Origin of the sequence: Wenyingzhuangia heitensis (assembly GCF_011762155.1) — a bacterium.
GTDB classification, from domain to species: Bacteria; Bacteroidota; Bacteroidia; order Flavobacteriales; family Flavobacteriaceae; genus Wenyingzhuangia; species Wenyingzhuangia heitensis.
The window spans coordinates 63,290-84,297 of sequence record NZ_JAASQL010000006.1 but is presented as its reverse complement, the minus strand read 5'-3'; the positions used below and the strand labels follow the sequence as shown (position 1 = coordinate 84,297).

The following is a 21,008-nucleotide window of genomic DNA, read 5'->3' as shown; positions in this document are numbered from 1 at the left end:
ATAGGGTTGTGTATCAGCTACTTTTGACCAAAAATAAATTTAAAATGAATTCAATTACTTATTATTCAAAATTGTATTTAAAGAGAATGCTCTTTTTGATTTTTCTAAGTTTTACTTGGTCAAAAGCACAATCGCAAACACTTAATTTAAAAAATGCCATAGCTAGCGGAATGGAAAATTACGGAAGCATTAAGGCCAAAGAAAATTATAGCAAAGCCGCTACAGAAGAGATTGCACGTGCAAAAAGAACGTATTTGCCCAATTTTAATTTGGCAGCACAGCAAGTGTACGGAACTGTAAATGGTCAGAACGGACCTATGTACGGTTCTGGAGGCTTGGGAGTAGCTTCCTCTGGTTTGCCTTTAGAGGAACAAAACTGGAACGCAGCCTTTGGTTCTTTGTATTTGGCCAATGTAAATTGGGATTTTTTTACGTTTGGAAAAATTAGACAACAAATACAAGTTGCCAAAGCAACATCTGTACAATCAGCAAAAGATTTAGAACAAGAAAAGTTCAAACAAAAAATAAAGATTACCACGTACTACCTTAATTTATTAGCGAGTCAGCGAATGTTGGTGTCTCAGCAAAAGAATTTAGACCGTGTGATTGTTATTCAGCAAAATGCAGCCTCACGCGTAAAAAATGGCTTGTTGCCAGCGGTTGATTCCATTTTAGCATCGGCAGAAGTATCTAAAGCCAAAATAGCTTTAAATCAAATCAAACAACAAGTTAAAACGCAAAACAATCAATTAGCGAGTAGCATAGGAATAGTGGCTCGTGAGTTTGTTTTAGATACCCATTTGGTTTCTAAAACACCTCAATCATTGACTTTCTTTGAAGAAGAAACAGTTTCAGAAAATCCTATTTTATCTTTTTACAATAGTAAGATTGAAGTAGGGACTTCTCTATTAGAACTCAATAAAAAGGAATTGTATCCAAACTTTTCTCTATTTGGAGTTTTTCAGACAAGAGGTTCTGGGTTTAGTTCCAATTATGCCACCAATCAAAATGCATATACAACCAATTATCTAGACGGAATAGATCCTGTAAGACACAATTACTTAATGGGAGTTGGTTTGTCTTGGAACTTGACCGAGGTGTTTCGGATTTCTAAAAAAATCACCACTCAAAAATTCATCAATACAGGATTAGAAGAAGAGTATAAAATGATTGACAATGAGTTAAATAATCAACTAAACGAATCTAACACACGCTTGCAATATGCTTTAGAAAATTACAAAGAAGCTCCTTTGCAAGTACAAGCGGCTCAAAAAGCTTATGAGCAAAGAATGGCACTTTACAAAAACGGATTGACCAATTTGGTAGATGTTACACAGGCTTTATACATTTTAAATAGAGCAGAAGTAGATCAAGATGTTATCAATACCAATGTTTGGCAAGCTTTGTTAATGAAAGCTGCTGCTACGGGAGATTTTAATCTGTTTTTTAATCAATACAAACAATAAAAAATATGAACTTAATAAAATTCGCACTCCAAAAACCCATCTCTATTATAGTCCTTGTGTTAGGATTGTTCTTTTTTGGGATTGGAGCTGTAAAATCGGTAAAAGTAGATATTTTGCCCAAAATGGATTTACCCGTTTTGTATTTGGCACATCCGTTTACAGGATACACACCAGATCAAATGGAGTCTTATTTTGGTAAAAACTACATCAATATTATGTTGTTGGCCAATGGCGTAAAATCTATTGAAACCAAAAACTTACAAGGATTGACCTTGATGAAAGTAAGTTATTACGAGGGAACCAATATGGCACAGGCAACGGCAGAATTAAGTGCTTTGACCAATAGAGTACAAGCCATTTTTCCTCCAGGATCGCAACCTCCTATCATTATTCGTTTTGATTCTTCTACGCTACCCATTGGTCAATTGGTGTTGAGTAGTAAAAAAAGGAGTAATAACGAGTTGCAAGATATGGCCAATATTTATGTGCGTTCTTCATTTACATCTGTTCCGGGGTTATTATCTCCAGCACCATTTGGAGGAAGTCCTAGAACGATAGAGGTGAATGTAGATCCGGCACAATTAAGAGCTCATAACCTTACTCCAGATCAAATTGTAGAGGCGATTAAGTTAAACAACCAAACCGCACCGTCTGGAAATGTAAGAGTGGGAGAAAAAGATTATTTAACACCTACCAATAACACCATTAAAGATTTAAAAGATTTTGAGAAAATCCCTTTGTTTAAAGGAGATGTACAGAATTTGTATTTGGGTGATGTAGCTACGGTAAAAGATGGAGCCGATATTATTACAGGGTATGCATTGGTCAATGGAAAAAGATCGGTGTATTTAAACATTGCCAAAGCAGGAGATGCTTCTACTTGGGAAGTGGTGAAGAATTTAAAAGCAGCCTTGCCTAAAATTCAGAGCACTTTGCCAGAAGATGTAAAAGTAAGTTATGAGTTTGATCAATCTGTGTATGTAATGAATTCTGTAAAAAGTTTAATTACAGAAGGAGTGATTGGTGCGGTGTTAACTGGTATTATGGTGATTTTATTTTTAGGAGATAGAAGAGCGGCTTTAATTGTGATTTTAACCATTCCGATTTCTATTATTTCTGGAGTCTTGTTCTTAAAATTATTTGGACAAACCATCAACCTAATGTCTTTAAGTGGTTTGGCCTTAGCGATTGGTATTTTGGTAGATGAAAGTACGGTAACTATAGAAAATATTCATCAACATTTAGATATGGGCAAACCTAAAGCATTGGCTATTTGGGATGCATGTAAGGAAATTGCGTTGCCTAAATTGTTAATTCTACTTTGTATCCTTGCGGTATTTGCTCCTGCATTTACCATGACAGGAATTCCGGGTTCTTTGTTTTTACCATTGGCATTGGCAATTGCTTTTTCTATGGTAACTTCATTTTTACTATCACAAACATTTGTGCCTATTATGGCCAATTGGATTATGAAAGATAAAGGACATGGAACTCCAAACGATACAAAAGATGGAAAAGCAAAAAAGAAAACCCTTTTTGAAAAATTTAGTGAAAAATACCAGGCGTTTATTGATAAAATGTTACCTAAAAGAAAAGGAATTTCTTGGGTGTACTTGTTAGGAATTACTAGTGTTGCAGCTTTTATTTTTGTCAATATAGGACAAGATGTATTTCCTAAAGTAAACTCTAGCCAGTTTCAGTTAAGATTGCGTGCCCCAGACGGAACACGCTTGGAACGTACCGAAGAAAAAGCCTTGAGTGTTTTAAACGAAATTGAAGGACTTGTAGGTAAAGAACACATTGGAGTTACCTCTGTATATGTAGGGAAACATGCTCCGTTATATGCCTTAAATCCTATATATCTTTTTATGGCAGGATCTCATGAAGCCGTGTTGCAAGTTTCTTTAAAAGATTACCATGCAGATATGGATGTTTTTAAAGATCAACTAAGAGCTAGAATACACAAAGCTGTTCCTGATGTAAAAATGTCTTTTGAAGCCATAGAACTTACCGACAAAGTATTAGGACAAGGATCTCCTACACCTATAGAAATTAGATTGGTAGGAAAAGACAAAAAACAAAATGAAGTTTATGCTAATAAAATTATGGATAAAATGAGGGAAGTCCCTTATTTTAGAGATGTACAAATAGGACAATCTATTCATTACCCCGCATTAGATATTACAATTGATAGAGTAAAAGCGGCTCAATTAGGAGTAGATATGAATGATATTTCTCGTTCTCTTGTGGCAGCAACTTCCTCATCTCGTTATACAGAAAAAAATATTTGGATAGATGAAAAAGTAGGATTTCCGTACAGTGTACAAGTGCAAGTTCCGTTAGATAAAATGAACACGGTACAAGATATTAATGAAATTCCTTTGCTTAAAAATTCGGCAAGACCTGTGTTGGGAGATGTGGCAAGCATTGAACAATCAGAAACACATGGGCAGAATAACAATTTAGGAGCCATGCCTTATATATCTATTACAGCAAATACAGACCACACCAATTTAAGTACAGCTTCTACAGATGTAAAAAGAATTGTAAATGAGTTAGGAGAATTGCCAAGAGGGTTGGTAATTGAACAAATTGGTTTGGGTAAAGTTTTGGTAGAAACCATGAGCAACTTAAACATAGGATTGTTAGTAGCAATTGTAGTGATCTTTTTAATGTTGTCTGCCAACTATCAATCTTTTAAAGTATCCTTTGTAGTACTAACAACCGTACCTGCTGTAATTTTAGGGTCGTTGCTATTGTTATTAGCTACCAATTCTACCTTAAACTTACAATCTTATATGGGAATTATTATGGCCGTGGGAGTGTCTATTGCCAATGCCGTTTTGTTAGTAACCAATGCAGAACAATTAAGAAAAGTAAGCGGAAACGCTTTAGAAGCAGCCAAAAAAGCAGCCTCTCTTAGATTGAGACCTATTATTATGACCAGTGTGGCCATGATTGCGGGAATGTTGCCCATGGCTATTGGACATGGAGAAGGAGGAGAGCAAGTTGCTCCACTAGGAAGAGCTGTTATTGGAGGCTTGTTATTTTCAACCTTTACGGTATTGCTAATCCTTCCCTTAATTTTTACGTGGATTCAGAACAAAACAAGTACAGCTTCTGTATCACTAGATCCAGAAGATACAGAAAGTAAGTTTTATATAAATAAACAATAAAGACATGAAAAAATACATTATCAAATCAACACTAATAATTGGCTTGCTTGTAGCAGTAGGCTGTTCTAAAAAAGAAACAAAAGCAACACCCGTAGCAACGGTGGCTCCAACACCCAAAATAGAAACTTTTGAGTTGAAAAAAGACAAACTATCCTCAGAAGTAGTAATTCCTGCAGAAATAACTGCTTTTCAATATGTGGATTTGTACGCAAAGGTGAATAGTTATGTAAAAGAGTTAAAAGTAGATATTGGGAGTGTGGTAAAAAAAGGTGCTGTTTTGGTGGTGTTAGAAGCTCCAGAACTGACCTCTAAATTAATAGCAGCCGAGGCACAATTACATGCACAAGAAGCAGTGTATATGGCAAGTAACAGCACTTACAACCGTTTGTTAGAAACCAGCAAAATAGAAGGAACCATTTCTAAAAATGAAATAGAACAAGCATTGGCAGTTAAAAATGCAGATTTTGCAAAATTACAAGCAGCCAAAGCAATGCACAAAGAGTACGAGGTAATGCAAAGCTATTTAGAAATAAAAGCTCCTTTTAATGGAGTAATTACCGCTAGAAACATTCATACAGGGGCTTATGTTGGGCCTTCTGGAAAAGGATCGGTATTGCCTTTGTTAGAGTTGCAAGATGTTAACAAATTACGATTAACCGTATCTGTACCTGAATCGTACACTGGGTTTTTGGATGTAAATGTTCCTGTTAACTTTAAAATACATTCGTTGCCCAACCATCAGTTTTCTGCCAACATTACTAGAAAATCTGGAGTGTTAGACAAAAAACTAAGATCTGAACGTGTGGAGATTGATTTAGAAAACAACCCAGTTTTAAAACCGGGTATGGTTGCCGAAGTAACCATTCCTTTAACCCCAAAAGACAGTACTTTTGTAGTGCCTAAAACATCGGTATTAACGTATAGCGAGGGTACTTTTGTAATCAAATCTGTAGGAGGAAAGGCACACAAAGTAGCGGTTAAAAAAAGAAGAGAAACGGCTGACTTTATAGAAGTGTTTAGCAAGGGTTTAAACACCAACGATCAACTTGTAAAAGTAGCGAGTGAAGAAATTAGAGAAGGAGTAACCTTGGCTATATAAACACTCTTTTAGTATATACAAACTAAAACCCCTCCCTAAAAATGTGATTTTTAGAGAGGGGTTTGTTGTAATATATATTATTTAAAATTCTTTACGTACTTTTTGTGGATTGTCATGTATAAAACCACTAGCACCTTGTTGTACTAATTGTTTTATTATAGGTGTTTCCATAGCTTTAACAGTCATCCAAATAGGGATGTTTTTTTTGGCTAAATCAGTCACTAATGTAGGATGGTCTTCTAACCAATTTGGCCACAAACGAATGGCATTTACTTTATGTAAAATAAAAACATCTGTTTGTTCTGGTTCCGGAATAAAGCCCAATACTTGTACATTGGCATCTAATTTTTTACAAGTTTTTAATTCTTCTAAAGTTCTAACACCTATACAAACTTGTTGTTTTAGTTGGTGTTTTTCTAAAAGTTGAAATAATAGTTGGTAATCTAAACGTTCACCTGCTTTTATGTCTAACAACAACTTACTATTCCCTTTTTTTACTAAGACCAAGGCCTCTTGTAACGTAGGGATTTTTTGTAGCTGTCCTAAAGACAATTCTTGCAATTCTGCCAAGGTACAGTTGGCTAGTTTTTTAGAATTTCCTGTCATGCGTTGTAAAGAAGCATCGTGAAACAATACCATTTTGTGGTCTTTACTTAAACGAACATCGGTTTCTATCATGGCTACATTTGTGTCCATACAATGCTGAAAAGCAAGCAAGCTGTTTTCTGGAATATTGGCTAAAATGCCACCTCTGTGTGCTATTAACAAAGGAGCTTTTTCTTGAGAAAACCCCAACAAATTAGAACAGAAACAGATAAGTAATAGAATGTTTTTCATGATTTGTAAATTTAAAAACCTTGGAATTCAAAGGTTGTTTAATTTATAGCATTTAGAGGTTTTTAGAGTATTAGCTTATTGTTAAGGAAAAGAATACAATGATAGTTATAAACTATTTGTGTTGATAACATTTGTTATCGTAGAGTATAAGTTTTTTTTAATTTCTCTATTTTTAAAGGGAAGCTTAAAGCTCTAATAAAAATTACATGGAATACATATATTTAAATGGTAAAAAGTCAGTTGCTATTCAATACAAAAAAGATACTTCAGAAGTAGAAAGTGTATTAATTAATGGTTCTGTTCATGATTTTAAGGAAGAAAAAAATCCTAATAAAATGGATTATGCAATTGGTTCAAAACGCAGCATGTATAAACAATTTTTAAATAATCAGTTTGAAAATTTATCAGTATTAACTGGAGCTGGCTCTTCTGTAGGAATTGGAGAAACAAATAAAGGGAGGTTATTAACTCAATTATGGGATGATGTCGAAAATAAAATTACTTTAGAAGTATTAAATAGATTTTGTGATTTAGTAGATTACAATGATAAATATGAGGATGGTAGTCGTATAAAAAACCTTGAAAAGCTATTATCAATAGCTAATGTTGCAAAGAATTATATTTTTGATAAACCCGAAAATGGTACTTCTTTAATTAAAATTGATGAAATTATTAATAAGATTGAAATTGTAATAAAAAAGAAATGTACAATAACATTACCAAAAGAAAGTCCTCATAAAGAATTCTTAGAAAAAATAACTAAAAGAAAAGTAACAGCCCCTAGAGTCAAAGTTTTTACATTAAATTATGATACATTATTTGAACAAGCTGGTAGAAATAGTAATTATACTATCATTGATGGTTTTTCATTTTCCATTCCTAGAAAATTTAGTGGTAGGAATTTTGATTATGATATCGTTTCCAGAAACTCTAGTAGAGTTAAAGAAGAAGATAATTTTATAAATAAAGTTTTTCATTTATACAAACCACATGGTTCTATTGATTGGGAAAGGGATAACAAGGGAGATATTTATCAAAAAGACAATGTTAAGAATTCTTTGATGATATACCCAAAAGACAGTAAGTATGAAAGTTCATACGATCAACCTTTCTTTGAAATGATGTCACGTTTTCAACAAAGTTTAAGAAACGACAATGTTCTATTAATTTGTATAGGATTTAGTTTTAACGATAAACACATCGTCTCTGCAATAATTGAAGCTTTAGAACAAAATCCAAGTTTTCAGCTTATGGTTGTAAATAAAGGTATTGATGAAAAGTCTGAAAGTTTTAAACCCTTTTTTGAAGCTGCTAAAAAATACAATAACATAGCTTTAGTTGATGAAGAGTTTGCTGATTTTGCTAAACATTATCCAGATTTAAAATCTTATAATCATGAGGATAGTAAAAAAATTATCATAAATAATAATATTTCTACAAATGTCTAATATTAGCCCTTTCAATCACACTCATTTTATTGGTTATATAAATCAAGTTACACCTCAATTTGTAAAAGTTCATTTTCCTTCTTCCGTTTTAATGAAATCTTTTTCATTTTATGGAGAACAATTAAAAGGAGGTTTAGTAGGTAATTATGTAGTTATAGAAGGTGAACAGTTTGGTTTTTTAGGAAAAATATTAGAACTAAATTTACCTGAAAAAGAACGTTTAGAATTGAGTGAGAAATCATTTAACACTAAAGAGTTTCATCCTGTAGGAAAGGTTGAAATATTATTATCTTTTGAGATATTTAACCCATCTAAAATTGATAAAGGTCTAAACTCTTTACCTGTAATAGGTGCGAAAGTTTTTATTTGCTCATCAGAGTTTATAAAAGATTATTTTAAAGGGTTTGGGGTTACAGAAAATGATAAAAATGATGCTCCAACAATTGATTTTGGTCATTTGACTTATGATAAATCTACTTTAATAGAGCTATCACAACAAGCTCTTTTCGGAAGGCATTGTGCTATTGTTGGAACCACGGGAGGTGGAAAGAGTTATACTATTAGTAAACTCTTAGAAGGTATTGTTTCAAATGGAAGCAAAACAATAATAATTGATGCTACAGGAGAGTATAATAATCATGATGAAAAGGATTATTCTGAGGAGTCTTTAGTTTTATCCGTTAATTCTTATTTTCCTTATTCAAGACTCTCAGTTAGTGATTTATTTGCATTATTCCGTCCTGCTGGACAAGTGCAGCAACCTATATTATTAGAGGCTATAAAGTCTTTAAAAATTGTTCATTGTTTGATGAGAGATAAAGAACAATATGAATTTACAGAAGACGAAAATATAATTACATTTAAGATTAAAATAAAAGATGGATCAAAGAAGGATTTAATTATTGAAAAAGGTTGCTTAAAAAAGCAAGGAAATGAAATAAGTCCATTTGACAGATGTTATTTTAAATATGTAGATGAAATTGAAGATAATACAAGAAGTGATTTTGAAATTCTGAATCTTATAAAACAGATTCAAAATGAATGTTTTCAAATTAATGGAACAAAATGGAATACTTATGTAGATAGTCGAAACTCTAGTAACAGCACAAGTTTATTAATGCGTATAAATAATGTTCTAAATAATGATTCTTTTAAAAAAATATTTGGTTTTCAAATAAATGAAGAAATTGATTTAATCGAAGCAATTAATACTTTTCTACAGTCAGATAATAAATCCTCAATATTAAGGATAGGTTTTGAAAAAGTTCCTTTTAATTTTCAAGTAAGAGAGATTTTAGCTAATGCAATAGGTAATTACTTATTAAATCAAGCTAGGTCAGAAGTTTTTAAAGATAACCCTCTTGTTTTTTTTGTTGATGAAGCACATCAATTTTTAAACAAGAGTGTTAAGGATGATTATTTTGAATCAGAATTAAATGCTTTTAATTCAATAGCTAAAGAATGTCGTAAATATGGATTGTTTCTTTGTATTGCAACACAAATGCCTAGAGATATTCCAAATGGAACATTAAGTCAAATAGGAACTTTTATTTCACACAGATTAATTAATTATCAAGATAAAGAAGCTGTAGCAAATGCTTGTTCAACAGCAAATAGAGAAACATTAGCTTTTTTACCTGTTCTTGGAGCAGGTGAAGCAATATTAATGGGAGTTGATTTTCCTATGCCTGTAATGTTAAAAGTTAAAACACCAGAAATAAAACCAAATTCAAGTACTCCTTTATTTAAGAAAAGATAAACGAGTTTTAATCTCTCAACATTGAGCAGAATCAACATCGGTTTTCCGTTAATTTGCAAGTGTTTACGTAAATTTAAGCAACGTAAAACATAAAAAAATATGCGATCTCTCTATTACTTGCTTATTCAAAAACCATCAGAAATACCAAGTCCACATAATAATGATCCTTTGGATACATCAAGCCCTTTAGAAATAACGGTTTACATTATTCTGCCCATTCTTATTTTTGCCTTGTATTTTTTATGGAAAAGAAAAAGAAGAAAATAAACGTTTCTATTCTATTATAATAAGTACTAAACCCCCACAACTCTAGAATGTTCCATAAAATAGGAGTCTAAACGTTTGATACCTGGTGTTAATTTTTCGGAATAAATTACATATTGGCATTTTGTAATACTTTCTGTAATTGCCAATAAAGATTTGTAGGCATTTGCTTGTGCTAAAAATTCCGCATCATCAATACTAAACAACTTTACCTGAGACAAGTTTACTCCATACAACCTAAGCAATTTGTCTAGGGTATTAGGAGTTACAATTAAAACATCTACACCTTCAAAAATTTCAGATTTTAACAAATCAATATGTTCTTTTTCGTTGGCATGATATACACGTATTTCGCTGTATCGGGTATAAGCCAAAAAAGCTTCATTCATTTCTTTTCCTTTGTCATTATCTGCTACCAATACAATAGCTCTAGGAGTATTTCCTTCGGCTTCGCATTTTAATTTTTGTAACGTAGTTAAAACAAGAGTCGTTGTTTTTCCGCTGTTTTTTTCTGCGGTACAAAACAAATTGGTACCACTTTTAATTAAAGAGATGCTCTCTTTCTGAAAATCTGTAGGAGTGTTTATTTCTAAACGTTCTAAAGTTTCTAATAGGTGAGAATGTAATTTTTTAAAAGGTGCAGGAAATACAGGCATAAACAATAAATTTTTAGAGACTTTTTAGGCCTCAAAATTACAAGTTTTATAGGCTAAATAAATAAAATTAAACAAAATTTATTTAGAGCATTGATTTGTAGTGTTTTATGTTCTTTAAAATTATATAAATAAAATTTTAATTTAAATATTTTAATTTAAAACTATTGCTACTATTGTCTCATAATAATTACACCAAATCAATCTGTAACCATAAGTGTTCTAGTAAGATAGGAGGTAGATAAACAATATTTTAAAACAAAAAAAACATAAAATGAAATCACAAAAAATCACAATTATTGCAAGTGCAATTTGCATCTTAACTTCTGTAGCATCTTTTTCTCAAGAAAAAGAAAAACCATCACCAGAAAAATGGTTTAAGAACTTAGACAAAAATAAAGATGGTAAATTAACCAAAGCAGAATTAGAGGGTAAAAAAATTGAAAACAAATTTGATGCTATGGATAAAGACGGAAACGGTTCTGTAGTTTTAGAAGAGTTTTTAGCATTTGCTCAAAAAGGAAAAAAACCAAACGTGGCTAAAAAGCCTATGAAGATTGTAGACGAATCTGAAGACACTGAAGATACAGAAGACGGAGGAGAAGAATAGATCTAATCTTTTTCTAAAATAATATTGAACTCTTTGCTATGCGTAGCAAAGAGTTTTTTTATGCAAGGGGGTTCGCAATCAGTTTGATTAAATAGTATATTTGAAAAAAACTCAAACAATACTTTTCCCTTTTGAAAAAATCATCTATAAAAAATTTAACGATAAGTCAAATTGTAGAAATCCTTGGTGAAGCTGACCAAGGGGATGGTTTGCATGTGAATATATCACGAGATAAATTTGAAGAAATCCCTATAAAGTATCCTTTTAGGAGTGATAATTTTTCTATTATGTTGCTTCTTTCGGGTAGTTTTACTTTACAGCTAAATTTAATTTCACATACACTTGTTAAAAATGAAGCCATTATTGTAAAACCACAAACAGTAATGCACATACTTAAAATGTATCCTCGCTTAAGTTTGATTTGTATTAGTTTTACCGTTGATTTTATTCTTAAAAACGGATTTAAAAAAGAAGATTTTGATGCTTTTGAGTTTTTTACTGCCAATAATATTCCTAAGATAAAATTAACAGAAGAAGAAATGGATTCTGCTGTGTCTACAGCAGAAATACTAGAAAGAAACAAAAGGTTTTCTTTAGAAGATATTCCTTATAAAGAAGAGTTAATTCAGTCTTCTTTTAAGTTTTTATTGTATCATTTTGCATCCCTTTATAGAAAAACATATCCTAATTTAGGAGCTAATTTATCTAGGCAAGAGGATTTAGGACTGCGGTTTGTAAACTTGTTAAATGAAAATTTAAAGCAAGAAAGAACCGTTCAGTTTTACGCAGACGTACTTTGTGTAACTCCAGGGTATTTGTCTAAAGTATTAAAAGAAGTTACAGGAAAAACAGCCAATCAACTGATAGACGAAGCGGTTCTTTTAGAAGCTAAAATATTATTAAATACACCTAGTTTAAGTATTGCTGAAATTACCGAAGAATTGCATTTTAGCAATGCCTCTTTTTTTGGGAAATTCTTTAAAAAACACACAGGCCATTCTCCTTCAGCTTTTAGAAAAATATACAAAAAACATTCAGTCTAATAACAACGTTTGTGTACTATGTGTTTTTACGGAGTGTAGCTAGTAAACTAAGTATTACTAAGCCTTTGTTTTATTTCACATTTCCTAAACAATAAAAAAAATAACGGTTTTAGACCAATTTATACTTTTTATAGACCTTTTACAATTGTTTCAATAAGGGCAAATTTGTAGTGTAAAAAATAACTAAATCAATATTTACACAAACAACCATATCTATGAGACATTTATTAATGCTAACAGCATTCGCTTTTTTGTTAGCAAGTTGTTCCCACAAAGAAGAGCCTAAAATTAAGGAACCAACACAGAAAGCAACGGTAAAAGAAATTACATCCACTTCCGAAAATGAACTACTAACCTATAGCGGAACTATTGAAGCAGACAATATTGTTTCTTTAGGGTTTTCCGTTGGGGGGAGAGTAAACCATCTAGCTGTTCAAGAAGGACAAAGAGTTGAAAAGGGACAATTATTGGCTTCTATAGAAGACATTAGTTATCAAAATGAATTTATTATTGCAGAAGCCAGTGCAGAACAAGACACCGATAATTTTAACCGATTGAATGGTTTGTATAAAAAAGGAAGTTTGCCAGAACGTGACTTTATTGCTGCAAAAGTTGCCATTGCCAAAGCAAAAGCAAATAAGAGCATGGCTGCTAAAAATTTAGCTGATACCAAATTATATGCTCCATTTACGGGGATAATTACGGCAAAAACCACTGAGATTGGTGCAACTGCTACACCTGGAGTTCCTGCATTTACCATTATGAAAACTGATAAAATGTATGCAAAAGCATCTATTACAGAGTCAGAAATATCTAAACTAACTCTTGGCAAAGAAGCTACGGTTACCGTTGCCTCTTTAAACCAAACATTTAAAGGAACTATAGATATTTTAAACCCTAGTGCAGATGAACTTACCAGAACGTTTACAGTGAAAGTCGGTTTAGACAATAGTGACCATAAATTATTACCAGGAATGATTAGTAGCATTCTAATAAACACAGGGAATCCTGTGAACGTGATTAGCATTCCTTCTGTTTCGGTAGTGAGAGATGCTAACGATCTATTGTATGTTTTTGTGGCAGAAAATGGAAAAGCCATTAAAAAAAGAATCACCGTTAGTGGTTTTAAAGGCAATAATATTATTGTAACCTCTGGTATAAAAGTAGGTGATAAAGTGCTAGTAGAAGGGCAGAAAAATGTAAAAGAAGGACAGGCAATTGCTTTGTAATTTAATCCGAAAGACACTTTAAAAATGAAAAAAGTAAAAATAAATTTCATAGAAGCTTCTATGAAATACCATCAGGTAACGCTTGTAATAACTGCAATTCTTATGATTGTAGGTATTTACTCGCTAATGACTATGGCCCGAAGTGAAGATCCTCAAATTACAGTACGTAAAGGTTTGGTAGTTGCTGCTTTTCCTGGAGCTGATGAAGTTCAAGTAGAAAAACAATTAACAGATCAATTAGAGCAATATTTATTTGGTTTTGAAGAGATTAGAAAAGAAAAAACAATTTCTGACACCAAAGAAGGACAAGTAATTGTAACGGTAGAACTGAATGAAAACGTAAAAGATACAGATCGATTTTGGTCTACATTACAACGTGGATTGAGTACCACTTTTAGACAAAACTACACAACACCTCCTGGAATGATTGGACCTATGGTGAATAGTGATTTTGGAGATGTAGTTGCACAAATGATTACCGTTTCTGCACCCGGACGTAGTTATGCAGAACTAGAAACCTATTTAGATCAATTAGAAGATGGATTGAAAGTAATTCCGGAAACTTCTAAAATTAAAAGATACGGAGGACAAAAAGAACAAATTTATGTTACTGTTAAAGATGAAAAACTAAAACAATATGGATTTGATTTTTCTACCATTGCTCAAGTTATTCAAATGGAAAACAATACTGGATATGCTGGTGGAATTACGTTAAAAAATTCGGAAGTTTCTGTGTTTGCAAAGAATCAATACAAAAATGCAACTGATCTAGAAAACCAAATTGTGTACAGTACTCCTAACGGAAAAGTAGTTCGCTTAAAAGATGTAGCAAGTATAGAACGTCGTTATCAAGAAACTGAAAGTTTTATAAAAGTAGGAGACGATAAAGTAACCATGATTGCTATAGAAATGCAACCAGGAAACAATATTGTAGAATTTGGAGAAAAACTAGAAGTTGCTGTACATAAAATAGAGCAAGAACTACCTGAAGATGTAAAAATACAGACAATTGTAAATCAGCCAGAAGTGGTAGAGGAAAGTATTAGCCACTTTATGCTAGAGTTTGCCATTGCTATTTTAGCTGTAATTTCGGTAGTTATTCTGTTGCTTCCGTTTCGTTTTGCAGTTGTGTCTGCAGTGGCAGCACCTGTTTCTATATTTATCACGTTTGGAATTTTAAACATGATGGGAATAGAAATTCATCAAGTAACCTTAGCAGCCTTAATTATTGTACTAGGAATGGTGGTAGATGATGCTATTGTTGTGGTTGATAATTATGTTGAAAAACTGGATGAAGGAGAAGATTCTTGGACTGCTGGTTGGCAAAGTGCTACACAGTTAATGGTTCCTGTTTTTACTGCAACTATGGCTATTATTTGCTCGTTTTTACCTTTGGCTTTTTTCTTAAATGGAATATCAAAAGAGTTTATTCAAGCTTTACCAATTGCGGTTGCTGTAGCTTTATTTGCATCACTATTGGTGGCTTTGTTGTTAACACCATATTTGTGTTATGTCTTTATCAAAAAAGGATTAAAAGACACCGAGAAAGAAAATAAGGAAAAGAAGAAAGACAGTATGTTAGACCGTTTGCAAAACGTGTTTAATAAAGCCTTAGACCGTTGTTTTAAAAGTCCTAATTTAACAATTTTGATTGGACTTCTTACAATATTCTTAGGTTTTGGAGTTGCTTCTCAATTAGAGCAACAATTGTTTCCTACCGCAGAAAGAAATCAATTTAATATTGAGGTTTGGTTGCCAAATGGAGGGAGCTTGGCACAAACAGAATCAGTAGTAAAACGTGTAGAAAATGAAATACAAGGAGATGATAGAGTTGTAGGTCTTGCAAGTTTTGTAGGTACCAGTTCTCCTCGTTTCCATTCAACCTATGCACCAGAATTTCCAAGAAAAAACTTTGCCCAAATTTTTATAACCACTACAGGGAAAGATGCTACCAAAGAGTTAGCTAAAGAATATTTGGTGAAGTTTAAAAACTTTGTGCCAGATGGTTACATAAGAGTACGTGAGTTGTCTTTAAACGAAGCACCTGCACCTGTTGAAGTGAGAATTGTAGGAGAGGACCTTAACAAACAAAAAGAAGTAGCAGTACAAGTAGCCAAAATTTTAAACAATACTAAAGGTACTAACTGGATAAGAACCTCGTATCAAGATGATTATTTAGGAGCCAAAATAGAATTAAAAGATGATGTTGCCAATAGGCTAGGAGTGACTAATACCAATGTATTACAAACTTTAGGAGCAGGACTAAAAGGATATCCGGTAAGTACGATGTACGAAGGAGACAAGGCTATTGATATTTTAATGCGTTATGATGAAAAGGATCGAAAAGATATTGATGATTTAGGAGCTATTAATATTTCTACCGCTTTTGGAACCAAAGTTCCATTAAGAGAAGTAGCCAATATTACTCCAGAATGGCACACAGGAGTTATTACACACAGAAATGGATTGAGAACCCTTACGGTAAGAGCAGAATCTCAATTAGGAGTAAAAGCTGCAACTATTCAAGCGGAAATTATGCCTAAAGTAAATGCTTTAAAATTGCCAGATGGAATTAGCATTCATTACGGAGGTGAGTTTGAAAGTATCAACGAAACTGGACCAGGAATGGGAGCATCTATGGGAGTTAGTTTGGTGCTTATCTTTTTAGTATTGTTGTTTCAATTTAAAAATTTCACAAAAGTATTAATTGTTCTATCTACGTTTCCTTTAAGTTTATTAGGAGCCTTTTTAGGACTGTATCTAACAGGAAATCCTTTTGGGTTTACAGCATTTATGGGAGTTATTAGTTTGATTGGAATTGTGGTTCGTAACGGAATTATTCTAGTAGACTATGCCGATGAATTAATTCTTGAACATGGATACAGCAAGTTTGAAGCGGCTAAAGCTGCAGGAAAAAGACGTATGAGACCTATTTTTTTAACATCAACCGCAGCAGCAATTGGAGTAGTACCTATGATTGCAGGAAAATCTCCACTTTGGGCACCTTTGGGTAGTGTTTTAGCAGTAGGACTGTTAGTGTCTATGGTAATGACTTTGTTTATTGTTCCTGTTTTGTATTACAAATACGTAAAAATAGAAGAACCAGAGTTTCATCCGCATCCTAATGCACAAACTTTTGAGTCTATTCTATATAAACCCAAGAAAAGTAGAACAGCCAGAAAGTTAGCTGTCTTAAAACACAAATTAAAAAAACGAATCTAATAACTAAGAACTATAGTATACTACGCTCTTTATAAAAAGCGATTGTTCCAAAAAGCCAAGAGGTAGTAGCTATAGTTTGTATTAAAATAAAAATAATGAACACTTATAAATATATACTGTCCTTTGTTTTTTTGATGGGTTTTTCTGTTCAGCATATCCATGCTCAAAAACAAGTATTGACTTTAGAAAAAGCAAAGACACTTGCCAAAACAAACAATAAAAAAACATTAAGAGCTTTACAAAATATAGAGGCCGCAAAAGCTGCAAAAGCTTCTGTGTCTGCAACAGACAAACCCTATGTAGAAGCTAGTGCAATGGGAATTCATGTGGGAGATCCTTTAAATGTATTGTTGCCAGATTTTCAGGCATCTGCATCATTAGGAGTTACACAAGTTATTTATGCAGGAGGAAAAATAAGAAACTCTAAAAAAATGAGTGCAACTGCTATTAATTTGTACAGTGCTCAGAAAGAATTGACCGAAGCTGAAGTTTTGTTAGATGTTGAAACGACGTATTGGCAAATTATAAATGTGAATGCAAAAGTAGATTTGGCTCACAAATACAAAGACCTGTTAACCGAGTTGTTAAAAGATTTGACCAATTCTTACGATGCGGGTCTTATTTACAAAAACGATGTGTTACAAGTGCAGGTACAGCTAAATCAGGCCTTGTTAGATTTGATAAAAGCAGAAGATGGATTGTCTATTTTAAAGTTAAGAATGGCACAATTGATAGGTCTTAACAATTCAGATTTTGAAATAAATACTGAAATGAGCAATAAAACTTTAGTTTCTCATAAAGTAAACTCAGAAGAAGCATTGGCTCAACGACCAGAAATTAAAATGCTTACAGAATCTGTTACCTTGGAGAATTTACAAACCAAAGTACTAAAAGGAGATAGAAAACCAACGGTTTCTTTAAATGTAAGTGGTTTGTACGCTACCGGAAAAAACATCAATTTTAGTGATGGTGGGAACAATTTAGCTTCTTATTACGGTGTATTAAATGTTAGTATTCCTGTGTTTGATTGGGGGAAAAGAAAACAAAAAGTAAAAGAACAAGAGTTTAAATCTGTAGCAAAACAATTAGAATTAGAAGAAACAGAGGAATTGGTGGTTATACAAATTGAAAATGCTTATTTAGAATTGCAGCAAGCTTTAAAAAGAGTAGAAATCACACAAAAATCTTTAGAGCAAGCAGATGAAAATTTAAGATTACATCAAGATCGTTTTGAGGCAGGTACCGTTATTGGTAAAGATGTTTTAGAAGCACAAGTATTGTGGCAACAAGCTTATTCCGAAGTGATTGATGCAAAAGCGATTCAGCATATAAGTCTTGCTAATTACAAAAAAACAATTGGTGAAATTAATTAAAACCCATTAGAAAATGTTTGTCAAAAATCACATTTTAAAAGTATCCAAAGCGTTGTTTTTTAGTTTTGGTATTCAGAATATTAGTATGGATGATATTGCTAATAAATGTGGAGTTTCTAAAAAAACAATTTACAAACATTATGAAAACAAAAGTAATTTATTAAGCCAAACCATTGTGTTACAGGTAGAAGAATTAAAAAGTAACCTAACCAAAACGAGTGCAGTTTCTAGAAATGCTTTAGAGGAATTGCACTCGTTTTTTAAATACATTAACGAGATCTCTTATGTAATATCTCCTGTTTATGGGAAGGAGTTAAAAAAGTTTTATCCTAATAAATATATGGAAGTGTTTCAGTTTAAAAACGAAATTATTATTCCGTTTGTTTTGCAAAATATTGAAAAAGGAATAGAAGAAGGGTTGTACAAACAAGAGTTAAATATTCAGGAAACCTATGAGTCTTTCGATAATATTTCTAAAATTATTTTTACATCAGAAGCTTCTTATAGCTATCAAACAAACAAGAACGCAGTTGCTTTTTTAAATTCACTTTTTATGTACAGATTAGTTTCTGTAACAGGTTTAAAGCTTTTAAATGAATTGAACAGGAGTTGAGTTTTTTTTAAAATCAGTTAAAAATCTTCATTTTATCATAGGAGGGAAGTGTCTTACATTTAAAAATGAGTAGAAATAAATATTCCTACTCATTTTTTTATTGTACTTAACAAGGTTTATTTGAGTTTTACCCCTGTTATTCATTTCTTTTTAAGACTATAAATCAATTTTTTAACAATTATGGGTTGTTAAAACCTTTATAAATACATAAACTTCCATTTTTAATACTTTAATTCAGCTTGGTAAGGAATTACTTTTGGTGTATAATTAAAAAATCACACCATGAAAAAATCTTATTTAACCATTGTCGCAAAAATTGAAGTAGCAGAAAAAGACCGAGAATTTATGCTATCAGAACTTATGGAATTGGTAAGTATTAGTAAAACAGAAAAAGGGAATATAGATTATATTTTGCATTCTGATAATGAGAACCCAAATCAATTTTTTATGCTTGAAAAATGGTCTACTATAGAATCATTAGAAAGTCATACTCAAACCAAACACTTTATCCATTTTAAAAAGGTTACAGAAGGTAAATTAAAAGAATTTGTTGTCCATAAAATGACAGAAATTATAAACTAACCGTTATTATAATAATCTTAATAAATAACAACATGAAAAAACATATTTTAGTTTTAATTACGCTTATTTCTGTAATGTCTTACGGACAAATACCAATAACTGAAGTTGAAATATTTACAACCACCAGTCAGGCTGTTGGTAATATTACTTTTACACATACAGGAGATTTAGTGTATAGTCATCATCCTTTTTTTTCACCAGATAACAGAGTTGTAATTATGGATGCTGAAACAAAAAACACAAAACCATTTCCTAATAAATATTGGAACACACCTAGAGATACGGACGATAATTATTTAAGTAACGTGTTGGGAATTAGAAATGATGAAAACGGTATTATTTGGATGTTAGATATGGCTCAACGTAATAAAGTAACTCCTAAAATTGTAGGATGGAATACCAAAACCAATCAATTAGAACGTATTTATTACTTACCTAAATCCTCAGTTCCAAAAGAATCTCAACCTAATGACATGGTGATAGACACCAAGCATGACTACTTTATATTTGTTATTTTGTATTATAATTTATATTATGTTAAATAGATTTTATTAAAGAAAAGGACTGTGCAAACTACAGTCCTTTTTATGATTATTGCTTAGCTTCTGCCTCTGCTTGCTTTTTCATAGTTTCATTCGCAATAATTGCCAATTCAACTCTTCTGTTTTTAGCTTTTCCTTCAGCAGTAGAATTATCAGCAATTGGTAACAATTCACCTTCTCCTTTAACAGTAAACCTATCTGAAGGTACTCCTAAATTATGTTAAATAGATTTTATTAAAGAAAAGGACTGTGCAAACTACAGTCCTTTTTATGATTATTGCTTAGCTTCTGCCTCTGCTTGCTTTTTCATAGTTTCATTCGCAATAATTGCCAATTCAACTCTTCTGTTTTTAGCTTTTCCTTCAGCAGTAGAATTATCAGCAATTGGTAACAATTCACCTTCTCCTTTAACAGTAAACCTATCTGAAGGTACTCCTAAAGTTTGTAAATAGTTTGCAACAGCTTGAGCTCTGTTTTTTGACAACGTTAAGTTATAAGATTCAGCTCCGTCAGAATCTGTATGTCCAGTAACAAATAAATTTGTCTCTGGGTATTTTTGTAATACTTCTGCCAATTTAGACAACACATTTTTTGTATCAGCATTAATATTAGTTGCATTAGATCCAAAATAGATTCCAGAATCTTTATCAAAAACAACATCAATTCCTTCACCAACTCTATATACTTGAGCACCAGGAATAGAATTTCTTAATTCTTCGGCTTGTTTGTCCATTTTTTTACCAATAATAACTCCTGTAGTTCCTCCAACAGCAGCACCACCAATAGCACCAATTGCAGCTCCTTTTTTACCTCCAATTAAAGCACCAATACCAGCACCTATTGCAGCTCCAGCACCTGTTCCAAAAAGACCTCCTTTGGTTGTGTTGTTCATGCTAGAACATCCAACAAACATACTTGTACTTAAACAAACTAAAACTAAATTTCTAAAAATTTTCTTCATGGTTATATTTTTTATTGTTTCGCAAAAATAAATTCTTTTTTTGTTATAATGACAATATAATAGACCAATGGATAAAATGTAATTATAATTTAACATATGATAACCCTGAACAGAAATATTGAATAATAAAA

17 protein-coding genes are annotated in these 21,008 nt (G+C 32.1%); 14 read left to right on the top strand and 3 right to left on the bottom strand.

Going from position 1 to position 21,008, the window contains the following annotated elements; all coding sequences use genetic code 11:
* Window positions 1-44: 44 nt before the first annotated feature.
* Genes FHR24_RS14345 through FHR24_RS14335 form a run of 3 tightly spaced genes read left to right on the top strand, consistent with a single transcriptional unit; the run spans window position 45 to window position 5,741 of the window.
* The gene (locus FHR24_RS14345; protein ID WP_167190466.1) at window positions 45-1,466 is read left to right on the top strand and encodes a TolC family protein; all 1,422 of its coding nucleotides are present in this window, start codon (window positions 45-47) and stop codon (window positions 1,464-1,466) included.
* A 5-nt stretch (window positions 1,467-1,471) separates the two neighbouring features.
* The gene (locus FHR24_RS14340; RefSeq protein ID WP_167190463.1) at window positions 1,472-4,642 is read left to right on the top strand and encodes an efflux RND transporter permease subunit; all 3,171 of its coding nucleotides are present in this window, start codon (window positions 1,472-1,474) and stop codon (window positions 4,640-4,642) included.
* A 4-nt stretch (window positions 4,643-4,646) separates the two neighbouring features.
* Entirely contained in the window at window positions 4,647-5,741 is a 1,095-nt protein-coding gene (locus tag FHR24_RS14335) for an efflux RND transporter periplasmic adaptor subunit (RefSeq protein ID WP_167190460.1), read from the top strand.
* 81 nt (window positions 5,742-5,822) lie between these two features.
* Here FHR24_RS14335 and FHR24_RS14330 read toward each other — a convergent pair whose 3' ends face one another.
* Window positions 5,823-6,578, bottom strand: a complete 756-nt coding sequence (locus FHR24_RS14330; RefSeq protein WP_167190457.1) for a glycerophosphodiester phosphodiesterase — start codon at window positions 6,576-6,578, stop codon at window positions 5,823-5,825.
* A gap of 206 nt (window positions 6,579-6,784) precedes the next feature.
* Between FHR24_RS14330 and FHR24_RS14325 the strand changes: the two genes are divergently transcribed.
* The 3 genes from FHR24_RS14325 (at window position 6,785) to FHR24_RS14315 (ending at window position 10,052) form a co-directional block, all read left to right on the top strand.
* Window positions 6,785-8,026: an SIR2 family protein gene (locus FHR24_RS14325; RefSeq protein WP_167190454.1), complete on the top strand. Its 1,242-nt coding sequence runs from the start codon at window positions 6,785-6,787 to the stop codon at window positions 8,024-8,026.
* On the top strand, window positions 8,019-9,785 hold the full coding sequence (locus FHR24_RS14320) for an ATP-binding protein (protein ID WP_208412370.1): 1,767 nt from the start codon (window positions 8,019-8,021) through the stop codon (window positions 9,783-9,785). The genes FHR24_RS14325 and FHR24_RS14320 overlap by 8 nt, the downstream gene beginning before the upstream one ends.
* 99 nt (window positions 9,786-9,884) lie before the next feature.
* The gene (locus FHR24_RS14315) at window positions 9,885-10,052 is read left to right on the top strand and encodes an adenylosuccinate synthetase (protein WP_167190451.1); all 168 of its coding nucleotides are present in this window, start codon (window positions 9,885-9,887) and stop codon (window positions 10,050-10,052) included.
* A 26-nt stretch (window positions 10,053-10,078) separates the two neighbouring features.
* On the opposite strand, the gene FHR24_RS14310 is transcribed toward FHR24_RS14315, so the two are convergent.
* A complete protein-coding gene (locus FHR24_RS14310; protein ID WP_167190448.1) occupies window positions 10,079-10,705 on the bottom strand; it encodes a DEAD/DEAH box helicase in 627 nt (208 codons plus the stop codon).
* 271 nt (window positions 10,706-10,976) lie between these two features.
* On the opposite strand from FHR24_RS14310, the gene FHR24_RS14305 reads away from it, so the two are divergent.
* The 8 genes from FHR24_RS14305 to FHR24_RS14270 all read left to right on the top strand — a co-directional run bounded on the left by FHR24_RS14305 (window position 10,977) and on the right by FHR24_RS14270 (window position 19,919).
* A complete protein-coding gene (locus FHR24_RS14305) occupies window positions 10,977-11,312 on the top strand; it encodes an EF-hand domain-containing protein (protein WP_167190445.1) in 336 nt (111 codons plus the stop codon).
* Window positions 11,313-11,443: 131 nt separating this feature from the next.
* Window positions 11,444-12,355, top strand: coding sequence for a helix-turn-helix domain-containing protein (locus FHR24_RS14300; protein WP_167190442.1), 912 nt, complete (start codon window positions 11,444-11,446; stop codon window positions 12,353-12,355).
* 215 nt (window positions 12,356-12,570) lie between these two features.
* Window positions 12,571-13,584, top strand: a complete 1,014-nt coding sequence (locus FHR24_RS14295) for an efflux RND transporter periplasmic adaptor subunit (RefSeq protein WP_167190439.1) — start codon at window positions 12,571-12,573, stop codon at window positions 13,582-13,584.
* A 24-nt stretch (window positions 13,585-13,608) separates the two neighbouring features.
* Window positions 13,609-16,806, top strand: a complete 3,198-nt coding sequence (locus FHR24_RS14290) for an efflux RND transporter permease subunit (protein ID WP_243846563.1) — start codon at window positions 13,609-13,611, stop codon at window positions 16,804-16,806.
* Between the two features lie 95 nt (window positions 16,807-16,901).
* On the top strand, window positions 16,902-18,179 hold the full coding sequence (locus tag FHR24_RS14285) for a TolC family protein (protein ID WP_167190435.1): 1,278 nt from the start codon (window positions 16,902-16,904) through the stop codon (window positions 18,177-18,179).
* 13 nt (window positions 18,180-18,192) lie between these two features.
* Window positions 18,193-18,792: a TetR/AcrR family transcriptional regulator gene (locus tag FHR24_RS14280; RefSeq protein ID WP_167190432.1), complete on the top strand. Its 600-nt coding sequence runs from the start codon at window positions 18,193-18,195 to the stop codon at window positions 18,790-18,792.
* A gap of 282 nt (window positions 18,793-19,074) precedes the next feature.
* Window positions 19,075-19,374, top strand: a complete 300-nt coding sequence (locus FHR24_RS14275) for a putative quinol monooxygenase (protein WP_167190429.1) — start codon at window positions 19,075-19,077, stop codon at window positions 19,372-19,374.
* Window positions 19,375-19,406: 32 nt separating this feature from the next.
* On the top strand, window positions 19,407-19,919 hold the full coding sequence (locus tag FHR24_RS14270) for an L-dopachrome tautomerase-related protein (RefSeq protein WP_167190426.1): 513 nt from the start codon (window positions 19,407-19,409) through the stop codon (window positions 19,917-19,919).
* Between the two features lie 271 nt (window positions 19,920-20,190).
* Here FHR24_RS14270 and FHR24_RS14265 read toward each other — a convergent pair whose 3' ends face one another.
* Window positions 20,191-20,877 carry an OmpA family protein gene (locus FHR24_RS14265; protein WP_167190423.1) on the bottom strand — a complete coding sequence of 229 codons (687 nt, stop codon included), beginning with the start codon at window positions 20,875-20,877 and terminating at the stop codon, window positions 20,191-20,193.
* Window positions 20,878-21,008: the final 131 nt, after the last annotated feature.

Excerpts from the sequence above, each read along its gene's own strand:
- FHR24_RS14345 (WP_167190466.1), top strand. The coding sequence starts at position 45 with ATGAATTCAATTACTTATTATTCAAAATTGTATTTAAAGAGAATGCTC.
- FHR24_RS14340 (WP_167190463.1), top strand. The coding sequence starts at position 1,472 with ATGAACTTAATAAAATTCGCACTCCAAAAACCCATCTCTATTATAGTC.
- FHR24_RS14335 (WP_167190460.1), top strand. The coding sequence starts at position 4,647 with ATGAAAAAATACATTATCAAATCAACACTAATAATTGGCTTGCTTGTA.
- FHR24_RS14330 (WP_167190457.1), bottom strand. The coding sequence starts at position 6,578 with ATGAAAAACATTCTATTACTTATCTGTTTCTGTTCTAATTTGTTGGGG.
- FHR24_RS14325 (WP_167190454.1), top strand. The coding sequence starts at position 6,785 with ATGGAATACATATATTTAAATGGTAAAAAGTCAGTTGCTATTCAATAC.
- FHR24_RS14320 (WP_208412370.1), top strand. The coding sequence starts at position 8,019 with ATGTCTAATATTAGCCCTTTCAATCACACTCATTTTATTGGTTATATA.
- FHR24_RS14315 (WP_167190451.1), top strand. The coding sequence starts at position 9,885 with ATGCGATCTCTCTATTACTTGCTTATTCAAAAACCATCAGAAATACCA.
- FHR24_RS14310 (WP_167190448.1), bottom strand. The coding sequence starts at position 10,705 with ATGCCTGTATTTCCTGCACCTTTTAAAAAATTACATTCTCACCTATTA.
- FHR24_RS14305 (WP_167190445.1), top strand. The coding sequence starts at position 10,977 with ATGAAATCACAAAAAATCACAATTATTGCAAGTGCAATTTGCATCTTA.
- FHR24_RS14295 (WP_167190439.1), top strand. The coding sequence starts at position 12,571 with ATGAGACATTTATTAATGCTAACAGCATTCGCTTTTTTGTTAGCAAGT.
- FHR24_RS14290 (WP_243846563.1), top strand. The coding sequence starts at position 13,609 with ATGAAAAAAGTAAAAATAAATTTCATAGAAGCTTCTATGAAATACCAT.
- FHR24_RS14285 (WP_167190435.1), top strand. The coding sequence starts at position 16,902 with ATGAACACTTATAAATATATACTGTCCTTTGTTTTTTTGATGGGTTTT.
- FHR24_RS14280 (WP_167190432.1), top strand. The coding sequence starts at position 18,193 with ATGTTTGTCAAAAATCACATTTTAAAAGTATCCAAAGCGTTGTTTTTT.
- FHR24_RS14275 (WP_167190429.1), top strand. The coding sequence starts at position 19,075 with ATGAAAAAATCTTATTTAACCATTGTCGCAAAAATTGAAGTAGCAGAA.
- FHR24_RS14270 (WP_167190426.1), top strand. The coding sequence starts at position 19,407 with ATGAAAAAACATATTTTAGTTTTAATTACGCTTATTTCTGTAATGTCT.
- FHR24_RS14265 (WP_167190423.1), bottom strand. The coding sequence starts at position 20,877 with ATGAAGAAAATTTTTAGAAATTTAGTTTTAGTTTGTTTAAGTACAAGT.